Here is a 19,781-nt window from a genome sequence, read left to right as displayed (position 1 = left end):
GTTCCGAACGCCCAGGACCTGTCTCACGCACCGCTCCCGGGGGTCTCTGCCTCCGGGGCCGTGTTTCGTCACGCCCGTCGTCCGGGTTCGCAGGCTCACCCGGCGGGGCTGCTCAACCCTGCTCGCGCACGCCGCTCGCTCGTCCCTCGCGACCGGCTGCTCGCAGCATCTCTGCAACGAGGAACGACAGCTCGAGGGACTGGACCCGGTTGAGGCGGGGGTCGCAGACGGACTCGTAGCGGTTGGCCAGCTGGGCCTCGTCGATCTCCTCGCCGCCGCCGACGCACTCGGTGACGTCGTCGCCGGTGAGCTCGACGTGGACGCCGCCGGGCCAGGTGCCGAGGCTGCGGTGCACGTCGAAGAAGCCCTGGACCTCCTCGATCACGTCGTCGAAGCGGCGGGTCTTGTAGCCCGAGGACGCCTCGAAGGTGTTGCCGTGCATCGGGTCGCAGACCCACGCCACGTTGAGGCCCTCGGCGGTGACCTTCTCCACCAGCGCGGGGAGCCCGTCGCGGATCTTGCCGGCGCCGAAGCGGGTGATGAAGGTGAGGCGGCCCGGGGTGTTGTCGGGGTTGAGGCGCGCGGAGTAGGCCAGCGCGTCGTCAGGGGTCGTCGTGGGCCCGAGCTTGATGCCGATCGGGTTCTTGATCTTCGACAGCAGCTCGATGTGGGCGCCGTCGAGCTGGCGGGTGCGCTCGCCGATCCACACGAAGTGGGCCGAGACGTTGTAGGGCTCGTCGGTGCGCGAGTCGATGCGGGTCAAGGCCTGCTCGTACTCCAGCAGGAGGGCCTCGTGGCTGGAGTGGAAGTCGACGCGGTGGAACTCGTCGGGGTCGGCGCCGATGGCCTTCATGAAGGTCAGGGCGCGCTCGATCTCGTCGGCCATCGCCTCGTAGCGCTGGCCGAAGGGCGAGGACTGGACGAAGTCGGTGTTCCAGGTGTGCACCTGGCGCAGGTCGGCGTAGCCGCCGGTGACGAACGCGCGCACCAGGTTCAGCGTCGCGGCCGAGGAGTTGTAGACGTCGACGAGTCGCTGCGGGTCCGGCACGCGCGACTCGGGGGTGAAGTCGTAGCCGTTGACCGCGTCGCCGCGGTAGGCCGGCAGGGTCACCGGGCCGTCGGGCGAGGGACGGGTCTCGAAGTCGCTGCTGCGCGGCTTGGCGTACTGCCCGGCGAGGCGACCGAGCTTCACGACGGGCACCGAGGCGGCGTAGGTCAGCACGACGGCCATCTGGAGCAGCACCCGCAGCTTGTTGCGGACGTTGTCGGCCGTCACGCCCGCGAAGGTCTCGGCGCAGTCACCACCCTGGAGCAGGAACGCCTCGCCGCGGGAGACCGCGGCGATCTTCGCGGTGAGGTCGTCGCACTCGCCCGCAAACACCAGCGGCGGCGCGGTCCTCAGTCGGGCCACGGCAGCATCGACCGCCCCGGCGTCGGGGTAGGTGGGCTGCTGGAGGGGCCCGAGCGCGTGCAGCTGCTCGAGGGTGGGGATGGCACTCACCCCACAAGGGTACGGCGGCGGAGCGACCGCACCCGAACCCTGACCGCTCTCCGGGCGGTCAGGGTCCGGGCACCGTCTGTGTCCGACGTCGGATCAGCCCTCGAAGCACGCTCCTTCGAAGGTGTGCTCGGACACCGTGGGACCGGCGCCGAAGTCCTCGACGATCGCCACGCCGGACGGGGCGGACGGGTCGACCTTGCTCAGCACCGACTCGCGGAAGATCGTCTCGTCGGGGTCACCCGTCCGGTTGCCGGCCTCCTCGGGGAGCATCCCCTCGTAGTCGATCGTCTCGAGCGACTGCACCGCCTCGAGCAGTCCTCCGCGGTCCTTGTCGTAGTCGCCCTCGAGCCACTCCTCCAGCGCCGCCTTCAGCGGGTAGGACCATGCCCAGCCGGCCGTGTAGCCGTCGTTGGGCTGGGCCACGTCGCCCAGCGCGTCGCGCATCGCCTGGTGTCCGGGGGTGTCGGTTCCGAAGGGTCCCCAGTAGCCGGACTGCATGTAGAGCGCCTCGAGAGCCGGGGCGGCCGGGGTCTCCAGCAGCGCCGGGTTCCACGTCGGGCCGAGGCCGATGAACTGCCCCTCGAAGCCCTGCGCGGCCGCCTGTCCGACGATGACCGCGGTCTCGGTGGGCCCGGTCCCGAGCAGCACGAGGCCGGGGTCCTGCTTGACGATGGCGCTGATGGCGCCCGCCTGGGCCTCCTGGCCGGGGGCAGTCTCGACACCGGTGAAGTCGATCCCGTTGGCCTCGGCCGCGATCTCCGCGCCCGCGGCTCCGTCGCCGCCGTAGTCGCCGGGGAAGCCGACCGCCATCACCGAGGAGATGTCCCGCTCCGCGACCATGTAGTCGACGGCGTTCATCCCCTCGACGCAGTAGTTGGCACCCGACTCCAAGATGGCGTCCTCGAAGGCCCACAGCGAGGTCCACGACGCCGGGGCGCCGATCATCTCGTCGCGGTCCATGTCGGGGATGATCGCCAGCGTGGTCGGCGAGCCCAGCGTCTGCGCGAGCGCCAGCACCTCGCCCTCGATCTCGCCGTAGACCTGCTGGTGGGTCTGCGGGTTGTAGAGGTTGTCCTTGACGTAGGTGGTGACGTCGATGTCGTAGCCACCGATGCCGCCGTCCTCGTTGACGCGGTTCCAGAACGCGGCCTGCGCCTCGGTGATCGGCACGCCCAGCGGGGCGAACGGCCCCTGGGTCAGGTCGGAGATGGTGCCGAGGTAGATGCACCCGTTGTCGGCGTTGACCGCATCGGGGCATGCCTCGTCGGTGACCCCCGGCGCGTCGACGGCCGAGGATCCGCCGTCGTCCTCCCCGCCACCGCGACAACCGGTGGCGAGCAGCGCCAGCGCGACCAGCAGCACTGCTGACTTCCTTGACTTCACGGTGCTCTCCTTTGTGTGTGTCCGGCCGCTCAGTAGCTGAAGGGCCAGCCTTTCCAGTAGTTGCGAATCCGGATCCAGATGCCGAAGAGTCCGCGTGGCTCGAACAGCAGGAAGCCGACGATGAGCAGGCCGTAGAGGACCTGCTCGAGTTGGAAGACGTTGGGTGTGTCGGTGACCTGGCCCGAGATGAAGGGCAGGTACGCCGGGAGCTCGCGCGTCAGGGTCGGCAGCAGCGTGATGAACAGCGCGCCCATGATGGCGCCGCTCACCGTGCCCGCTCCCCCGATCAGCACCATCGCGATGAACTGCACCGACAGCAGGAGCCCGAAGCTGGACGGCTCGAAGAACCCGATGATGCTGTAGATCAGCGCGCCCGAGCAGCCGGCGTAGAACGACGAGATCGCGAAGGCCACCGTCTTGGCGCGCGGCAGGTTGATGGCCATCATCTCCGCGGCCATGTCGCGGTCCCGGACCGCGGCGAAGGACCGCCCGGTGCGCGAGCGCGCCAGGTTGCGGGCGCCCAGCGCGAACACCAGCATCAGCACCAGCATCAGCAGGTAGAACTTCTGGTCCGAGGTCAGGTAGTCGCCGTCGCGGGCGAACTCGATGCCGAAGAGCTCCGGCACGGCAGCCTCCCGACCCACGCCGGCGCCACCGGTCAGGTCGCTCCACTCGCGGAACAGGTGCTCGCCGATGAACACCAGCCCGAGGGTGACGATGGCGAGGTAGAGCCCGCGCAGCCGCGTCGCCAGCGGCGCCACCAGCACGCCCGCGAGCCCCGCCACCAGACCGGCGGCGGGCAGCCAGACCAGGATGTTGGTGATGCCGAAGCCGATCGTGCGACCGTCCGGGTCCCCGGAGATCGCCGCCGCCGTGTAGGCGCCGACGCCGAGGAAGAAGGCGTGGCCCAGGGACACCTGCCCGGCCAGGCCGGTGATGATGTTGAGGCCGAGCGCGCCGATCGCGAAGGCGTACGCCAGCGCCAGGGTGTTGAGGTGGTTGTCGGTCAGCATCTGCGAGAGCCCGAGGGCGACCAGCACGATGAGGCCGACCCAGATCCGCTTGGGCCGGGTGTTGAAGAGCGCCAGCTCCTGGGCGTACGACCGGTAGAGCTGAGGCCGTCCGGACAAGCGTCCGCCGCGGCGCCTGGTGCGGGCCGGGCCCGTCGAGAGGGTGGTCATACCCGCCTCACCTCCGGTGTGCCGAAGATGCCGTAGGGCTTGGCCAGCAGCACCAGCAGCATCAGGACGTAGGGCGAGACGACGGCGAAGTTGTCGCCCAGCCAGGGCGCGTAGTCGCGCTGGTAGGTGCCGACCAGGGACTCGACGACCCCGACGGCGAGACCGCCGACCACCGCGCCCTCGAGGGAGTCCAGGCCGCCCAGGATGATCGCGGGGAGCGCGACCAGGGCCACGATCCAGATCTGCCGGTCGACACCGGCCGAGATGGCGAGCAGCGAGCCCGCCACCGCGGCGAGGGCTCCTGCCATCGCCCAGGACAGGGCGAAGACGCTGCCGACGCTGACGCCCTGGGTGAGCGCTGCCTCCTGGTCGAAGGCGGCGGCCCGCATGGCGAGGCCGTGGCGCGTGTAGCGGTAGAACCAGAAGAGGACCGCCACGACGATGGCCAGCGTGGCCAGCGACACGAGGTGTCGCTCCTGGACGCGGAGGCCGGCGAGCTCGACGCGCTCGAGGCCCCAGGGGTTGGGGATGTTGCGGGCGCCCAGGCCGATGAAGCCGCTGGTGACGACGCGGACCACGATGTCGATCCCGATGGTGATGATGGCGACCACGAACGCCGGGCGTCCCACCATCGGCCGGATCGCCCCCCGCTCGATGACCAGCGCGAGGGCCGCGGTGAGGAGCGCCGCGACGGCCATCGACACGAAGAAGGAGAAGCCGGTGAAGAGCATCACGCCGAGGGCGGGTCCGACGTAGCTGGTGATCGTCGCGCCGGTCAGCATCATCGCGGGCTGGGCGAAGCTGATCACGCCGGTGGACTTGTAGATGATCACGAAGCCGAGGGCCAGCAGCGCGTAGATCGAGCCGGAGCCGAGCCCGCGCAGGACCACTTCCAGGAACTGGGTCATCGTGTCGCTCCGGTGTACATGTCGCTGACGGTGTCCTCGAACATCTGGGAGATCGCGGAGCGCTTGACCTTCTGCGTGGCGGTCAGCTCACCGTCCTCGTGGTCGAGCTCCTTGGGCAGCAGCCGGAAGGCCTTGATCCGCTCCACCTGCGACAGGTTGGCGTTGACCGCCTCGACCACGCCGGAGACCAGCTCCACCACCTCCGGCTTGGCGCTCAGGTCGCGGTAGGTGCTGTAGCCGAGCTGGCGGCGCTGGGCCCACTCACCGACGGTGTCGAGCTCGATGCCGATGAGCGCGGTGAGGAACTTGCGGCCGTCGCCGATCACGATCGCCTCGCGGATGAACGGCGAGGCCTTGAGCTCGTTCTCGATCATCGACGGCGAGATGTTCTTGCCGCCCGCGGTGATGATGATGTCCTTCATCCGGTCGGTGATCTTCACGTGCGTCCCCTCGACCCACTCGCCGACGTCGCCGGTGTGCAGCCACCCGTCGGGGGTCAGCGCCATCCGGGTCGCCTCCTCGCGCTGCCAGTATCCGGCGAAGGTCGCGCCGCTGCGGGTGAGGATCTCCCCGGTCTCCTCGTCGATCCGCAGCTCGGTGCCGGGGTGCACCTCGCCCACGGTGCCGAGGCGGATCCGCCCCGGCCGGTTCCCGGTGGCGACCGCGGTGTTCTCCGTCATCCCGTAGACCTCGTGCATCGGCACCCCGATCCCCATGAAGAACCGCAGCACCTCCGGCGCGATCGGCGCGGCCCCGGAGGCGGCGTAACGGACCTTCCTCATGCCGAGCCGGTCCTTGAGCGCGCGGTAGAAGAACACGTAGCCCACGGCGTAGCGCAGGCGCGTCGACGTGCTGTGCACGCCGCCCTGCGCGACCAGGCGCTGCCCGATGTCCTCGGCGACGCCCAGCCAGAACCGCGACACCGTGCGCTTGAGCCAGGACGCGCCGGACAGCCGGGTCTCGACGCCGGCCAGGAGCTTCTCCCAGATGCGGGGGACGCCGAACAGGATCGTGGGCTGCACCTCGCGCAGGTTGACCGGGACCGTCTCGATGGACTCGGCGAAGTTGACCTGCGTCCCGGCGGCGGCGTTGAACCAGGTGGAGAAGATCCGCTCCGCGACGTGCGCCAGGGGCAGGTAGGACAGGGTGAGGTCCCCCGGCCCGGGCGGCGGGTCGGTGAAGGCGCCCCGCTCGACGAGGACCTCGATCGCGCACTCGACGTTGCTGACGGTGAGCATCGCCCCCTTCGGCGGGCCGGTGGTGCCGGAGGTGTAGATCAGCGTGGCGAGGTCGGATGGCTCCTGCTGGGCCAGCACCTCGACGAGCGCGTCCGGGTGGGCCTCCCGGTGGTCGCGGCCGAGCTCGAGGAAGTCCTCCCACGAGAGCAGCAGCTCGCTGTCGTAGCGGTGGCGGATGCCCCGCGGCTCGAGGTAGACGACGCGGACCAGGCCGGGCGCCTGGTCGAGCACGGAGAAAGCCTTGTCGACCTGCTCCTGGTCCTCCGCGACGAGCACCTTGGCCCCGGAGTCGTTCAACAGGTAGCCCACCTCGGCGGCAGGATTCGTGGGATAGACGCCCACCGACGCGGCGCGCGCGGCCAGCGCGCCCATGTCGCAGACCAGCCACTCCGGCCGGTTCTCGGAGTGGATCGCGACCCGGTCGCCGGGCACGACGCCCAGGGCGAGGTAAGCGTGCCCCGCCAGCTGGACGTGCTCCCAGTACGACGCCCAGGTCCACTCCCGCCAGATGCCGAGGTGCTTGTCGCGCAGCGCCACGGCGTCGGGCATCGACTGCGCGTGCGCCCGGATCCGGGTGACGGGGCTGGTCACGCCCCCACCTCGCTGCCGAGGTAGGCGCGCACCACGTCGGGGTGGCGCTGCACCTCGTCGGGCGTGCCCGTGACGATCGGGGTGCCGAAGTCGACGACCAGCACCCGGTCGGCGAGGTCCATCACCAGGCCCATGTCGTGCTCGACCATGATGATCGGCACGTCGAGCTCGTCGCGGATGTCGAGGACGAAGCGGGCGGTGTCCTCGGTCTCCTCCTGGTTCATCCCCGCCACCGGCTCGTCGAGGAGCAGGAGCTTGGGCTCCATGGCGAGCGCCCGGCCGAGCTCGACGCGCTTCTGCACGCCGTACGGCAGCAGCCCGACCGGCATGCTGCGCCACTGCGCGAGCTCGAGGAAGTCCACGATCTCCTCGACCGCGCGGCGGTGCTCGACCTCCTGGCGACGGGCCGCGCCCACCCAGGCGAAGGCCTGGAGGAAGCCGTAGGTGATGTGCTGGTGGCGGCCCAGCATGAGGTTGTCGAGCACGGTGAGGTGCTCGAACAGCGCGATGTTCTGGAAGGTCCGGGCCATGCCCATGGCGGCGATCCGGTGCGGGCGGCGGCCCAGGATGCTCTCGCCCATGAACTCCACCGACCCCTGCTGCGGCCGGTAGACGCCGGAGAGGACGTTGAACAGCGACGTCTTGCCCGCACCGTTGGGACCGATGATCGCGAACAGCTCACCGGGGCGCACCTCGAAGCTCACGCCGTTGACGGCCTTCACGCCGGCGAAGGCCAGGTGCACGTCGTCGAGCCGGGCCACGGGTGCCGGGTGCGCGGTCCCCCCGACGGTCTGGTCCGTCATGCCGACCACCTCTTCTTGCGCCGGTAGTGCTTGGTGTCGCGGAAGGACTTCCGCCCGTCCTCGCCGGGATGGAGGCCGAGGTAGAACTCGCGCACGTCGTCGTCCTTGAGCAGGGCGGCGGCCGGCTTGTCGAGGACCACCCGGCCGGTCTCCATGACGTAGCCGTGGCTGGCGATCGAGAGGGCCATGGTCGCGTTCTGCTCGACCAGCAGGACGGCGGTGCCACCCTTGTTGATCTCGAGCACCACGTCGCGGATGTTCTCCACCATCTTGGGCGCCAGCCCCAGGGTCGGCTCGTCGAGCAGGAGGTAGCGCGGCTCCGACATCATCGCCCGCCCGATGGCCAGCATCTGCTGCTCACCGCCGGACAGGTAGCCCGCGGTCGCGGCCCGTCGGTCGCCCAGCACCGGGAACAGGGCGTACACGCGCTCGAGGTTGTCCGCCATGCGCGAGCGGGCGGTGTGGGCGCCGACCTTGAGGTTCTCCTCGACGCTGAGCTCGACGAACACACGACGGCCCTCGAGCACCTGGCGCACTCCCTGCTTCACGACCCGCTCGGGGCTCATCCGGTGGATCGGCTTGTCGTCCAGGGTCACGCGCCCCTTGGCGACCTCTCCGTGGTGGATGTCCAGCAGCCCGGTGAGGGCGCGCAGCAAAGTCGTCTTGCCGGCCCCATTGGAGCCGAGGAGTGCGACGATGCCGTCCTCGGGCACGTCGATGCTCACGCCGCGCAGGGCCAGGACGACGTCGTCGTAGACGACCTCGAGGTTGCGGGCGGAGAGCATCGTGGACCGAGTTCCTTCCGAGAGGCTAAGTGACGACAGTCACATCGTGGACCCGCTGTGCGGTCGGTGTCACTGGTCGTCGGCCCAAAGGCCCGGGCGCCCGCCCTGTGACCGGATCACAAGGCGATGAGAGGGGGTGGCGCAACCGCGATCGGCGAGTCACCATGGGCGATCAGCTCGAGGGGAGACTCGGTGACGAACGGGACGGTGGCGCTGGCTGGCGAGGCGCACGGCGCGGACAAGCTCGCCCAGTGGGTGCAGCGGCGCGAGGCGGTGATCGCGCACGATGCGACCAACACGATCTGGCACCAGGTGCCGGCGTACGGCGCGCGTGCGGACGCGGGACTGCGTGACGACGTCGAGGCCCACTGCCGGCAGGTCTTCGCCGCGTTCCTCGCCAGCGTCAACGAGCGACGACACCCCCACCGGTCCGACTTCCCCTGGAGCGGGCAGCACGCGATGCGCCGCGTCGAGCTGGGGATCACCCTGTCCGACTTCATGAAGGCCTTCCGCGTGGGCCAGCTGACCCTGTGGGACGACATCCTCGCGGGCGTCAACGAGTGGCCCTCGACCAAGGACGCCGCGCTCCTGCTCGTCAACCAGGTGATGCGCACGATCGAGGTCGGGAGCACCGCAGCAGCCGAGGCCTACCTCGAGGCCCAGCAGTACCAGCTGGCCGACTCCGCCCGCCTGGCCCGTGACCTCCTCGAGGACCTGCTCGCAGGAAAGCCGCCGACGGTGGAGGAGCGCCAGCTGGCGCTGGCCCAGATGGGCCTGGCCGACGACGAGCCCCTCGTCGCCCTCGTGGCGACCCTGCCCTCCAAGCTGGTCGGGGCCGAGCAGCGGGCCCGGCTGCGAGCCGCGCTCACGGTGGCCGGCCGGGGCATGGTCGTCGCGCGGCACCACGAGGTGGTGGCCCTGCTGCCGGTGGGACCCCACGGGCCGGCCCAGGTCGTGGACGGCGTACGGACTGCCGTGGTCTCGCTCCTCGGCGACGGCATCCTGACCAGCGTGGGGCTCAGCTCCGCCCGCACCGGGTTCCGCGAGATCCCTTGGGCCTACGAGGACGCCCGGACCGCGATGGGCTCGCTGCTCGGCCGTCCCGGCGTGCGCGCCATGGACGAGATGTCGACCCTGGACCTGCTCATCTCGAGCCAGAAGAACGCACGGCTCGTGCCGCCCGAGGTGCGGGCCTTCGTCGAGGAGGACCTCGCGACCGGCGGGATCCTGGTCGACACGCTGAGCACCTACGTCTCCCACGACCTCAACGCCAAGCTCACCGCGATGCACCTGCACGTGCACGCCAACACGGTCTACTACCGCCTCGACCGGATCGCCGAGCGCACCGGCTGCGACGTACGCCGGGTCGAGGACCTCATCGACCTGCTGCTGGCCGTGCGCCTGGTCCGTGCCGAGGCGCCCTGAGCGGCTGGGTCAGGACCAGGGGCAGGATCAGGGTCAGCGTCTCGGCGCGAGGACTCCCGCGGCGTCCTCGACCCGCAGCCCACCGGAGCGGGTGCGGCTGGCGACCAGGGTGCCGGTGACGACCGACGGGAGCGGGTAGGTGATCGTCCCGGGCGCTCCCTGGCGCGACGTGGTCCACAGGCGGTCGGCGTAGCCCACCGTGCCGCGGAACTGGTGGTTCTCCAGGACCAGCCGCCCCGCCGTCGCCTGGCCGAGGACGTAGGACGCCTCGCCGCGGTAGAACAGCGAGCCGTGCGACACCTCGAGGATGCCGTCGCGCTGGCGGACGGTCTGGTCGTGCACCTCGCCGCTGAGATAGACGTCGACGCCACCCTCGACCATGGTCCGCCACAGCCTCGAGGACCGGCCCTTCTCGTAGACCAGGTGGGTGGAGTTGCGGACCCGCACGGGGCCGGGCATCGGCGTGTGGCCCTGCACCATCACCCACGGCACCTCGTCGCGGCGCGCCTTGCGGAGCACGCGCTCGAGCCAGGAGAGCTGGGCGGCGTCGACGGACATGTGCACGTCTCCACCGCGGCGCTCGAAGACGTCGAGCGTCACCAGCAGCACGTCGGCGTCGAGGCGGACGGCGTACGCCGTGTGCCGGGCCGGCCCGCGGCGGGGCCGGTCGGCGAACCGCGGGCGGCCGTCGCTGCCGCTCAGCGCGTGGTCGGCGAAGATCTTCTTGAACTCCGGGAGGTGGCGTCGCTTGAAGTCGACCCACGGGTGGCGTCCGCGGACACGCCACGGGTCGTCGCCGACCTCGTGGTCGCCGACGGCGGGATAGGTCCTCAGGCCGTGGTCGTCGAAGCGCTGGAGCCACGCTGGGTAATAGACGTCGGCGGCACGCCGCCAGGCGCGCAGCCGCTGCGCCTGGGTGCGGACCGGGCCGAACACGCCGGTGCGCGAGTCGTCGCGTCCCCAGCGGCCCTCGACCAGGTCGCCGGCGACCAGCACGTCACGCGTGCCGTGGCCGGCCATCTCGTCCAGCACGCGGTCCAGCGCCGTCTCGTAGGAGGCGTTGGTGGAGTTGGCGACCTCGCCCGTCGCCTCGACGACGTAGTGCTTGCGCCCGCCCGCCGTGAGGTCGGCGACGTCCTGGTTGAGGAAGTCGGGTGCGGAGATGAAGCGGTAGCCACCGGTCAGCTCCGGGGCCCGCGGGACCGCGGGGCGGTCGCGCGGGCCGCGGGCCGTCGTCTCGACGAGCGGCTCGGCCCGGGGCACGGCCTGCTCGCGCTCCGCCCCGTCCTCGTCGTCACCACCGGTCGCGGCGGGCCTCTCGCGTGCCTCACGAGGGGCCGTGTCGATCGTGGGCGGCGGGTAGTCGGAGCCGGGCGCAGCGCCGGCCGGCTCGGCCGGCGGGGTGAGCGTCGAGCAGCAGAGCGCGCCGACGACCAGCAGCGCAGAGAGCGGTCCGAGGGGTCGTCGTGTCACTCGACCAACCGTAGACGGCCCGACCGACGCGCGGGCGCAGGACCCGGCGCAGGACCCGGCGGAGGTGTGGCGACCCCTCTCACTTCTCGAGGTGGTCGATGTCACGGAACCCGGTCTTCTTGGCCCGGATGCCCCGGTTGGTGAGCCAGGTGAGCAGCCAGAGGACCAGCCCGGCTGCGAGGAGGAAGCCGGCGATGACGTACTGCTCCTGCTGCTCCTCGCTGCGCGCCCAGGGCCCTGCGAGGAATGCACAGGTGATCGCGCCGACGTACGGAAGCACCGTCGGCGCGGTGAAGTGCGGGTGCTTGTCGTCGGCCGGGCGCCGGCGGATGACGATCAGCGCGATGTTGACGATGGTGAACACGCACAGCAGGAGCAGCGCGGTCGTGCCGCCGAGGAGCGCGATGGAGGTCGCGCCGTCCTCCGACGCGCTGGCCCGGACGACGTAGGTGATCAGGGCGAACGAGATGGCCGTGGTGAACAGGATCGACACCCACGGCGTACGACGCGTGTGGTGCACCTTGCCGAGCACGCGGGGCAGGACGTCCTGGTTGGCCATGCCGTAGAGCAGCCGGCTCGCCATCAGCATGTTGATCAAGGCGGAGTTGGCGACGGCGAACATGCCGATGAACGGGAAGATGGTGTCGAACGGGAGGTCCGGCGCGCCGGCGGCCACGACCTGGGTGAGGGCCTGTCCCTTGGACGGGTCGGTGAGGTCCCCCACCGGCACCAGGGCCACAGCGGTGATCGAGACCAGCAGGTAGATCACGCCGGTGATGCCGAGGCCGGTGAGCATCATCCTGGGGAAGTCGCGGACCGGGTCGGTGCACTCCTCGGCCATGTTGACCGAGTCCTCGAAGCCCACCATCGCGAAGAACGCGAGCGACGTGGCCGCGGTGATCGCGAAGAAGGTGCTCTTGTCGCTGGGGCTGTCGAAGACCACGACGCGGGAGAAGTCGGCGTTGCCCTGGGTGACGGCGAACAGGCCGATGAAGATGATCATCAGCAGGCCGGACAGCTCGACGAGGGTGAGCACGACGTTGGCCTTGACGCTCTCCCCGACGCCGCGGAAGTTCACCGCCGCCACGAGGGCCATGAAGGCGAGCGCGGTGACCAGGATCCCGACCCCGCCCACCTCGAAGCCGAGGTCGAAGCCGTCGTTGAGGAAGCCGGCGAAGGCGTTGGACGCCGTGGAGGCGGAGGTGATGCCCGAGCACATGACGGTGAACGCGACCAGGAACGTCACGAAGTGCACCCCGAAGGCCTTGTGCGTGTAGAGAGCGGCCCCGGCCGCCTGCGGGTAGCGCGTGACGAGCTCGAGGTAGGAGAACGCCGTGATCATCGCGACCACGAAGGCGACCAGGAAGGGCGCCCAGGCGGCTCCGCCGACCTCGCCCGCGACGCTCCCGGTCAGGGCGTAGACGCCCGTGCCGAGGATGTCGCCCACGATGAACAACAGCAGCAGCTTGGGACCGATGACCCGCCGGAGCTCGGTCTCTCCCGGCCCGTTGACGTCCTGGTGCCTGGCTTCCGTCGCACTCATCGAGACTCCCCTGTTCGGTCCGTGCAGCCCACGGCGTCCTCTCACAATGGACTCGGCGCGGTGGCGTGGCAACCACCGCCGCACCCGGGCCGCGTCGTGTCGTGGAGGCTCGACGCGGCCCGTGGACGGACTTCCACACTTGGATCGATCAAACTACGCTGCTCCCATGCCGAAGCGTGTTGCGCTCCTGACGGCCGGTGGCTACGCCCCGTGCCTGTCCTCCGCCGTGGGTGCCCTGATCGAGACCTACGACGCCACCGATCCCGACATCGAGCTGATCGCCTACAGGCACGGCTACCACGGCCTGCTCACCGGCACCAGCGTCGTGATCGGCCCGGAGGAGCGGGCGGGCGCCGCCCTCCTGCACCGCTACGGCGGCAGCCCGATCGGCAACAGCCGCGTCAAGCTCACCAACGACGACGACTGCCGCAGGCGCGGCCTGATCGGCGAGGGCGAGACGGCCCTGCAGGTCGCGGCGGCCCGGCTGCAGGCCGACGGCGTCGACGTCCTGCACACCATCGGCGGCGACGACACCAACACCGCGGCGGCCGACCTGGCGGCGTACCTCCGCGAACAGGGGTCCGAGCTCACCGTCGTGGGCCTGCCGAAGACCATCGACAACGACATCGTCCCGATCCGCCAGAGCCTCGGCGCCCAGTCCGCGGCCGAGCAGGCCTCGCGCTTCGCCCAGAACGTGCTGGCCGAGCACGGCTCGAACCCGCGGATGCTCATCGTGCACGAGGTGATGGGTCGCGCGAGCGGCTGGCTCACCGCGGCCGCTGCGCGCGACTACATGGCCTGGCACGCCGAGCAGGAGTGGCTGCCCGGCATCGGCCTCGACGGGCGCAAGTGGGCCATCCACGCGGTCTACGTCCCCGAGCGCGGCATCGACCTCGCGGCCGAGGCGACCCGCCTGCGCGCGGTGATGGACGAGATCGGCTGCGTCAACATCTTCCTCGCCGAGGGCGCCGGCATCGACGACATCGTCGCCGACCTCGAGGCCGCGGGCGAGACGGTGGGACGCGACCCCTTCGGCCACGTCAAGATCGACACGATCAACCCCGGTCGCTACTTCGCCGAGCGCTTCTCCCAGGAGATCGGCGCCGAGAAGCACATGGTGCAGAAGTCGGGCTACTTCTCCCGCTCGGCGCCGGCCAACGAGACCGACCTCGCGCTCATCCGCGAGATGGCCGAGCTGGCCGTCACCTGCGCCCTCGAGGGGCGCCCCGGCGTCATCGGGCACGACGAGGACCGCGGTGACGAGCTCCGCTCGATCGAGTTCGAGCGGATCGCCGGGCACAAGCCGTTCGACGACTCGCAGGAGTGGTTCACCGAGCTGCTGGCGAGGACCGGCCAGGCCTGAGGCCACCCCGCGCAGGCCCGCTCAGGCCGGGGGCGCCTCCACGCGCTGGGTGACGCGCAGCCCCGACGCGGGCAGCACCCGCGGCAGCGTCTGGAGGTACGCCGCACTGGCGAGGGCGATCACGGTCAGCACCGACCACAGCGTGGTCGGGCCGTGGGCGAGCAGCCAGGTGAACGAGACCGGCGCCACCGCGCCGCCGAGGCCCCAGCCGAGCTGGAACAGGCCGAGGTAGCGGCCACGGAGGTGGTCGGGCGCGGCCTCGGCGGCGGTGGCGCTGAAGACCGGGCCTCCGGTGAGCTCGCCGAAGGTGTAGACCGCGGCCCCGACCAGGATCACCACCACGCCGAGCCACACCGGCAACCACCCGGCCACGACGAAGAGCACGTAGCTCGCGACGAAGACGAGCTGCGCCAGGCCCATCATCCGGGCGCGGACCTGTCCGGTCATGCGGCGTACGACGAGTCCCTGGCCCAGCCCGACGAGCGCGGTGTTCAGCGTGAAGATCGCGCCCACCACCCAGCCGGGCAGGTCGATCGTCTCCGCGGCGTAGACCGGCAGGGCGAAGTTGAGCACCATCATCCCGGCGACGAAGCCGAGCTGGCCGAGCACGAGCCGGAGGTAGGCCCGGTCACGCAGCACGACGCCCCAGCCCTCGACGGGCGCGTCGTGCGCCCGCGCGACCCGGTGGTCGGGCACGTCGAGCAGGAGCACGAAGGCCACCACGAACGTCAGGGCGTTGATCACCACGACGAGCTGGTAGGCCAGGTCCGTGCCGACCTGGAGCGCGACGCCGGCCAGCACCCCGCCGAGCGAGTAGCCGAGGTTGCGGACCGCCTGGAGGAAGCCGAACCACATCTCACGCTCCCCCGGCGCCGAGATCGCCGTGACGACGTTGCCGAAGGACCCCCAGAAGGCCTGGCGGCCGATGTTGAGCAGCGTCGTCCACAGGGCGACGACCAGCAGGGAGTCGGCCCAGAGGTAGGCCAGCATCCCGACCGCCTGGACGAGGTTGCCCACGAGCATCATCCGGCGTGGGCCGAAGTGGTCGACCAGGCTGCCGATGACGAACGCGCCCGGCATGGTGAGCAGCGCCGACAGCGACAGCGCCGACCCGATCTGCACCAGCGACAGGTCGGTCATCGCGAGGAAGTAGAGCAACGTCATCGGCATGAACAGCCCGCTGCCGACGGTGTCGGCGACGATGGCCGTGACGAACCTGCGGTGCTCCCCCACCTGGGGGAATCCGAGACGGGTCAGCACGCGCCCATCCTCACCCATCGGAGCCGCTACGGACGCGCCGGTCCGGCTATGTTTCGGCTATGACCTTCTCGATCGTGGCCCGGTCCGACGACGGCGAGTCCTGGGGCGTCGCCGTGGCCTCCAAGTTCCTGGCCGTGGGCTCCGCGGTGCCGGCGGCGGCCGCAGGGGTCGGCGCCATCGCCACACAGGCAGACGCCAACATCGCCTACAAGTACCTCGGCCTCGCCCACCTCGACGAGGGGGCCACCGCGCAGGTCGCCCTCGACCGGCTGCTGGAGGAGGACGAGGGTCGTGAGCACCGGCAGGCCGGCGTCGTCGACTCCGACGGCAACGCCGCCACGTGGACCGGGTCGAAGTGCTTCGCGTGGGCCGGCGGGACCACCGGCCGCAGCGGTGAGCGCGGCGGCTACGCCATCCAGGGCAACATCCTCACCGGTCCCGAGGTGGTGGAGGCGATGGAGCGCGCCTGGCTCGCCTCGGCCGACCGCCCGCTCGAGCGGCGCCTGCTCGGGGCGCTCGCCGCGGGCGACGACGCCGGCGGCGACAGCCGCGGGCGACAGTCGGCGGCGCTGCTCGTCGTGCGCGACGGGGCGGGCTACGGCGGCCACGACGACGTCGCGGTCGACCTGCGCGTCGACGACCACACCGATCCCGTCACCGAGCTGGCCCGGCTGGTCGACCTCAACGAGCTCTACCTGACCGCGTCGACGCCCGAGGAGCAGGTGCCAGTGGACGACGCGCTGATGATCGAGCTCGAGGCGCTGGCCAAGGCCGACGGCAAGGACAGCTTCCACATGTGGGTCGGGTCGCAGAACCACGAGATGCGCGTCGGCCACGGCGCCCGCCCGGAGTGGATCGACCGGCGGATCCTGGCGATCATCCGCGGTGAGGAGGCCCAGGCATGAGCATCCTCGCGATCGACGCCGGCACCACCGGGGTCACGGCGGTGGTCGTCACCCCCGACGGCCGCATCCAGGCCAAGGGCTACCAGGAGTTCCGCCAGCACTTCCCCCAGCCGGGATGGGTCGAGCACTCGGCCGAGGAGATCTGGCAGGCCACCCTGGAGGCCACCCGCGAGGTGCTCGGCAAGGTGGACGGCTCGGAGCTGACCGCGGTAGGCATCACCAACCAGCGCGAGACGATCGTGCTCTGGGACCGCGAGACGCTCGGCTCCCCGCGCCGCGCCATCGTCTGGCAGGACCGGCGTACGGCGTCGATCTGCGACCGGCTGCGCGACGAGGGCCACGAGGACCGCGTCGCCGAGCTCACCGGCCTCCGGCTCGACCCCTACTTCTCCGGCACCAAGCTGATGTGGCTCGCCGAGAACGAGCCCCACACCTGGGCGCTCGTGGAGTCGGGCAGGTACGCCGTGGGCACCGTCGACTCCTACCTCATCGCCCGGATGACGCGCGGAACCTGGCACGTCACGGACGTCTCCAACGCCTGCCGCACCCTGCTCTTCGACCTCGAGGCGGGCGACTGGTCCGAGGAGCTGTGCGGCCTCTTCGGGGTGCCGCGCGACGCACTGCCGGACCTGGTCCCCAACTGGGGCGAGGTCGCCCCCACCGACCCGAAGTCCTTCCTCGGCCTGTCGCTGCCGATCGCGGGCATCGCCGGCGACCAGCAGTCGGCGCTCTTCGGACAGACCTGCTTCGAGGAAGGCGAGTCGAAGTGCACCTACGGCACCGGCTCCTTCATCCTCACCAACACCGGTTCGTCGGTCGTGCGCAGCGACGCCGGGCTCCTGTCGACCGCCGCCTGGCGCTCCCCCGAGGGTGGGATGACGTACGCCCTCGAGGGCGCGATCTTCGTGACCGGGTCTGCGGTGCAGTGGCTGCGTGACGGCCTCCAGATCGTCGGCAACGCCGCCGAGACCGCGGCCATCGCGCAGACCGTCGACGACACCGACGGGGTGGTGTTCGTGCCGGCGCTCACCGGCCTCGGCGCCCCCCACTGGGACCCGCACGCGCGGGGCATGATCATCGGCATCACCCGCGGGACCACCCGCGCGCACCTCGTGCGCGCCACGCTCGAGGCCATCGCCTTCGAGGTGCGTGACGTGCTCGAGACCCTGCCGGAGCTCACGACGCTGCGCGTCGACGGCGGTGCGGCCGCCAACGACCTGCTCTGCCAGTTCCAGGCCGACCAGGTCGGCCGCGCGGTCGAGCGACCGGAGATCGTGGAGACCACCGCCCTGGGGGCGGCCTTCCTCGCCGGGCTGGGCACGGGGGTGTGGGGCTCGACCGACGACCTGCGCGACACGTGGGCGCTCGACCGTCGTTTCGAGCCCGGTGGCGACCGCGAGGCGCTCGACGCGTCGTACGCGCTGTGGAGCCGGGCGGTCGAGCGCGCGAAGGGCTGGGCGGAGTAGCCGAGCCTGCTCGCTAGATGTGCAACTGACGGACGCCTATGACAGTGGGTCTGCGGCTTTCTGTCGTAGGCGTTCGTACGGTGTCTGGCCGTCGAGAGCGCCGTGTGGGCGATCGTAGTTGTAGTAGTCCTCCCACTCTTGGAGTCGTGTCTCGAAAAGGCGGGCATCGTCGATGACCTCACCCTCGAGTAGGCGGTAGAACTCTTCGGAGTCGATCCGGTGAGATCTCTCCACCTTGCCGTTCAGGCGGGGCGTTCGGGGCTTGATCTTGATGTGGCCGATGCCTTTGTCGATTAGATGCCAGTGGAACGCCGAACCGAACTCCTGCCCGTTGTCGGTCTGGACCTGGTCGACCGCGAACGGAAGCTTGGACAGCACGTGGTCGATGAAGGCGATCGCGGTCTGCTGGTCGTTGCGCGGATAGGCACGCAGCACGCGAAGCCGGGTGCAATCGTCGATCGCGGTGTACTGGTAGTAGCGCTTCTTGCGGCCCTTCTGACCGAGGGGCTCGATGAACTTCACGTCGACCTGCAGCTGGTGGCCCGGGCGCTGCTTCTCGTAGCGCTTCCAGCGCGTCTCGCGTCGTTTGTAGCGTTGGGAGGCCGGCAGCCGGCCCACGCCAGCCTTGTGGAGGATCCGCCACACGCCTGAGGGGCTTATCTTGATCTGGTGGTACCGCTCCAGGTACATCGCGATCTTGCCGGGCCCGAAGTGGTAGCGCTGACGCAGCCACAGGATCTTCTCCACGACCTCGGCGTTGGTCGCTTTCGGTGAGTTGTGCGGTGCGCTCGAGCGGTCTTTCAGGCCCTCGAAGCCTTCGTCTTCGTAGCGCTTGAGCCACTTGTAGTAGCATGTTCGGCTGATGCCGTAGGGGGCTGGTGAACGGATCTGTGACATCTGAGATCGCTTGACGAGCTGTCAGGCTGGAAGGATGTTGCTGTGCCCAAGCCCTATCCCCGCGAGTTCCGGGACGACGTCGTTCGGGTCGCCCGAAATCGTGGTCCTGGTGTGACGCTCGCGCAGATCGCTCAGGACTTCGGTGTCCATGAGATGACGATCTCGAAGTGGCTGCGTGCCGCCGACGTCGAGGACGGCGTGAAGCCCGGCGTCACCACCGATGAGGCCCGAGAGATCCGTGAGTTGAAGCGCCGCAACCGGCTCCTGGAGCAGGAGAACGAGGTGCTGCGCCGGGCGGCTGCGTACTTGTCGCAGGCCCAGCTACCGGGAAAAGGCTCTACCCGCTCGTGAGAGAGCTCGCCGCGGCCGGCGCCCCGATCAGGGTGCCGGTCGCGGTGGCGTGCCGGGTACTCAAGCTCCACCGCCAGCACTACTACGCCTGGCTCGCCAACCCCGTCACGGACAGCGAACTCGAGGAGGCATACCTGGCGAACGCGATCTTCGACGCGCACCGCGAGGACCCGGAGTTCGGCTACCGACTCCTCTTCGACGAGATCACCGACGCCGGCCACGTCGTGTCCGAGCGGACCGTGTGGAAGATCTGCTCCGCGAACGAGTGGTGGTGCGTGTTCGGCAAGAAGCGACGCGGGAAGAAGGGCCTGCCCGGCGCGCCCGCGCACGATGACCTCGTGCGGCGCGAGTTCACCGCCCCCGGCCCGAACCAGGTGTGGCTGACCGACATCTCAGAACACCCGACCGCGGTCGGGAAGCTCTACATCTGTGCGGTCAAGGACGTGTGGTCCAACCGCATCGTCGGCTACTCCATCGCCGACCGGATGACCTCCCAGCTCGCCGTCGACGCTCTCGAGTCCGCGGTCGCCCGCCGGGGCGGATCGGTGGCCGGCTGCAAGCTGCACTCCGATCGGGGAGGTCAAGGCGGATTCAACTGGTCGTCGCAACACCTCGTCATGGAGGTGTGGAATGGCACGTCGTCAGCAGGAAGCAGATCGGGCGATCCGGCCGAAGTTGCGCTCGCCCGGCCATCCGAAGTTTCAGCGC

Annotated in this window: 17 protein-coding genes; 6 read left to right on the top strand and 11 right to left on the bottom strand. The window is 70.3% G+C overall.

Features of this window, described 5'->3' with window-relative positions; all coding sequences use genetic code 11:
* Positions 1–112 precede the first annotated feature (112 nt).
* The 7 genes from IRX98_RS15430 to IRX98_RS15400 form a co-directional block, all read right to left on the bottom strand.
* A complete protein-coding gene (locus tag IRX98_RS15430) occupies positions 113–1,501 on the bottom strand; it encodes a class II 3-deoxy-7-phosphoheptulonate synthase (RefSeq protein ID WP_224278236.1) in 1,389 nt (462 codons plus the stop codon).
* Between the two features lie 93 nt (positions 1,502–1,594).
* Complete coding sequence (locus IRX98_RS15425; protein WP_224278235.1) at positions 1,595–2,884, bottom strand: ABC transporter substrate-binding protein; 1,290 nt, start codon at positions 2,882–2,884, stop codon at positions 1,595–1,597.
* A gap of 29 nt (positions 2,885–2,913) precedes the next feature.
* Positions 2,914–4,065 (bottom strand): branched-chain amino acid ABC transporter permease, encoded by a 1,152-nt coding sequence (locus IRX98_RS15420; protein WP_224278233.1) that lies wholly within the window; start codon positions 4,063–4,065, stop codon positions 2,914–2,916.
* Positions 4,062–4,973, bottom strand: coding sequence for a branched-chain amino acid ABC transporter permease (locus IRX98_RS15415; RefSeq protein WP_224278231.1), 912 nt, complete (start codon positions 4,971–4,973; stop codon positions 4,062–4,064). The genes IRX98_RS15420 and IRX98_RS15415 overlap by 4 nt, the downstream gene beginning before the upstream one ends.
* Positions 4,970–6,802: an AMP-dependent synthetase/ligase gene (locus IRX98_RS15410; protein WP_224278229.1), complete on the bottom strand. Its 1,833-nt coding sequence runs from the start codon at positions 6,800–6,802 to the stop codon at positions 4,970–4,972. Before IRX98_RS15410 ends, IRX98_RS15415 begins: the two co-directional genes overlap by 4 nt.
* Positions 6,799–7,605, bottom strand: a complete 807-nt coding sequence (locus IRX98_RS15405) for an ABC transporter ATP-binding protein (RefSeq protein WP_224278227.1) — start codon at positions 7,603–7,605, stop codon at positions 6,799–6,801. Before IRX98_RS15405 ends, IRX98_RS15410 begins: the two co-directional genes overlap by 4 nt.
* On the bottom strand, positions 7,602–8,390 hold the full coding sequence (locus IRX98_RS15400; RefSeq protein ID WP_224278225.1) for an ABC transporter ATP-binding protein: 789 nt from the start codon (positions 8,388–8,390) through the stop codon (positions 7,602–7,604). Before IRX98_RS15400 ends, IRX98_RS15405 begins: the two co-directional genes overlap by 4 nt.
* A 192-nt stretch (positions 8,391–8,582) precedes the next feature.
* On the opposite strand from IRX98_RS15400, the gene IRX98_RS22760 reads away from it, so the two are divergent.
* Positions 8,583–9,815, top strand: coding sequence for a PucR family transcriptional regulator (locus tag IRX98_RS22760; protein ID WP_224278222.1), 1,233 nt, complete (start codon positions 8,583–8,585; stop codon positions 9,813–9,815).
* A 33-nt stretch (positions 9,816–9,848) separates the two neighbouring features.
* On the opposite strand, the gene IRX98_RS15390 is transcribed toward IRX98_RS22760, so the two are convergent.
* Together IRX98_RS15390 and IRX98_RS15385 are read right to left on the bottom strand one after the other, a co-directional pair.
* Positions 9,849–11,288, bottom strand: coding sequence for a metallophosphoesterase family protein (locus tag IRX98_RS15390; RefSeq protein ID WP_224278220.1), 1,440 nt, complete (start codon positions 11,286–11,288; stop codon positions 9,849–9,851).
* A 79-nt stretch (positions 11,289–11,367) separates the two neighbouring features.
* Positions 11,368–12,831 carry an APC family permease gene (locus IRX98_RS15385; RefSeq protein WP_224278218.1) on the bottom strand — a complete coding sequence of 488 codons (1,464 nt, stop codon included), beginning with the start codon at positions 12,829–12,831 and terminating at the stop codon, positions 11,368–11,370.
* 166 nt (positions 12,832–12,997) lie between these two features.
* Between IRX98_RS15385 and IRX98_RS15380 the strand changes: the two genes are divergently transcribed.
* A complete protein-coding gene (locus IRX98_RS15380) occupies positions 12,998–14,194 on the top strand; it encodes a pyrophosphate--fructose-6-phosphate 1-phosphotransferase (RefSeq protein ID WP_224278216.1) in 1,197 nt (398 codons plus the stop codon).
* Positions 14,195–14,215: 21 nt separating this feature from the next.
* Here IRX98_RS15380 and IRX98_RS15375 read toward each other — a convergent pair whose 3' ends face one another.
* A complete protein-coding gene (locus IRX98_RS15375; protein WP_224278215.1) occupies positions 14,216–15,454 on the bottom strand; it encodes an MFS transporter in 1,239 nt (412 codons plus the stop codon).
* A gap of 59 nt (positions 15,455–15,513) precedes the next feature.
* Between IRX98_RS15375 and IRX98_RS15370 the strand changes: the two genes are divergently transcribed.
* Together IRX98_RS15370 and glpK are read left to right on the top strand one after the other, a co-directional pair.
* A complete protein-coding gene (locus IRX98_RS15370; protein WP_224278214.1) occupies positions 15,514–16,359 on the top strand; it encodes a DUF1028 domain-containing protein in 846 nt (281 codons plus the stop codon).
* The gene (gene glpK, locus IRX98_RS15365) at positions 16,356–17,825 is read left to right on the top strand and encodes a glycerol kinase GlpK (protein ID WP_224278213.1); all 1,470 of its coding nucleotides are present in this window, start codon (positions 16,356–16,358) and stop codon (positions 17,823–17,825) included. Before IRX98_RS15370 ends, glpK begins: the two co-directional genes overlap by 4 nt.
* Positions 17,826–17,861: 36 nt before the next feature.
* On the opposite strand, the gene IRX98_RS15360 is transcribed toward glpK, so the two are convergent.
* Positions 17,862–18,722: an IS481 family transposase gene (locus IRX98_RS15360; protein ID WP_224278212.1), complete on the bottom strand. Its 861-nt coding sequence runs from the start codon at positions 18,720–18,722 to the stop codon at positions 17,862–17,864.
* Between the two features lie 42 nt (positions 18,723–18,764).
* On the opposite strand from IRX98_RS15360, the gene IRX98_RS15355 reads away from it, so the two are divergent.
* Both IRX98_RS15355 and IRX98_RS23570 read left to right on the top strand, forming a co-directional pair.
* Entirely contained in the window at positions 18,765–19,073 is a 309-nt protein-coding gene (locus tag IRX98_RS15355; protein ID WP_224278211.1) for a transposase, read from the top strand.
* Positions 19,070–19,781, top strand: a 712-nt coding sequence (locus tag IRX98_RS23570; protein WP_224278210.1) for a DDE-type integrase/transposase/recombinase, incomplete at its 3' end; no start/stop codon positions are given. The genes IRX98_RS15355 and IRX98_RS23570, both read left to right, overlap by 4 nt.

Source organism: Nocardioides lacusdianchii, assembly GCF_020102855.1.
Classification (GTDB): Bacteria; Actinomycetota; Actinomycetes; order Propionibacteriales; family Nocardioidaceae; genus Nocardioides; species Nocardioides lacusdianchii.
Note: the sequence above shows the minus strand (reverse complement) of the source record. Positions and strands in the feature narration are given on the sequence as shown.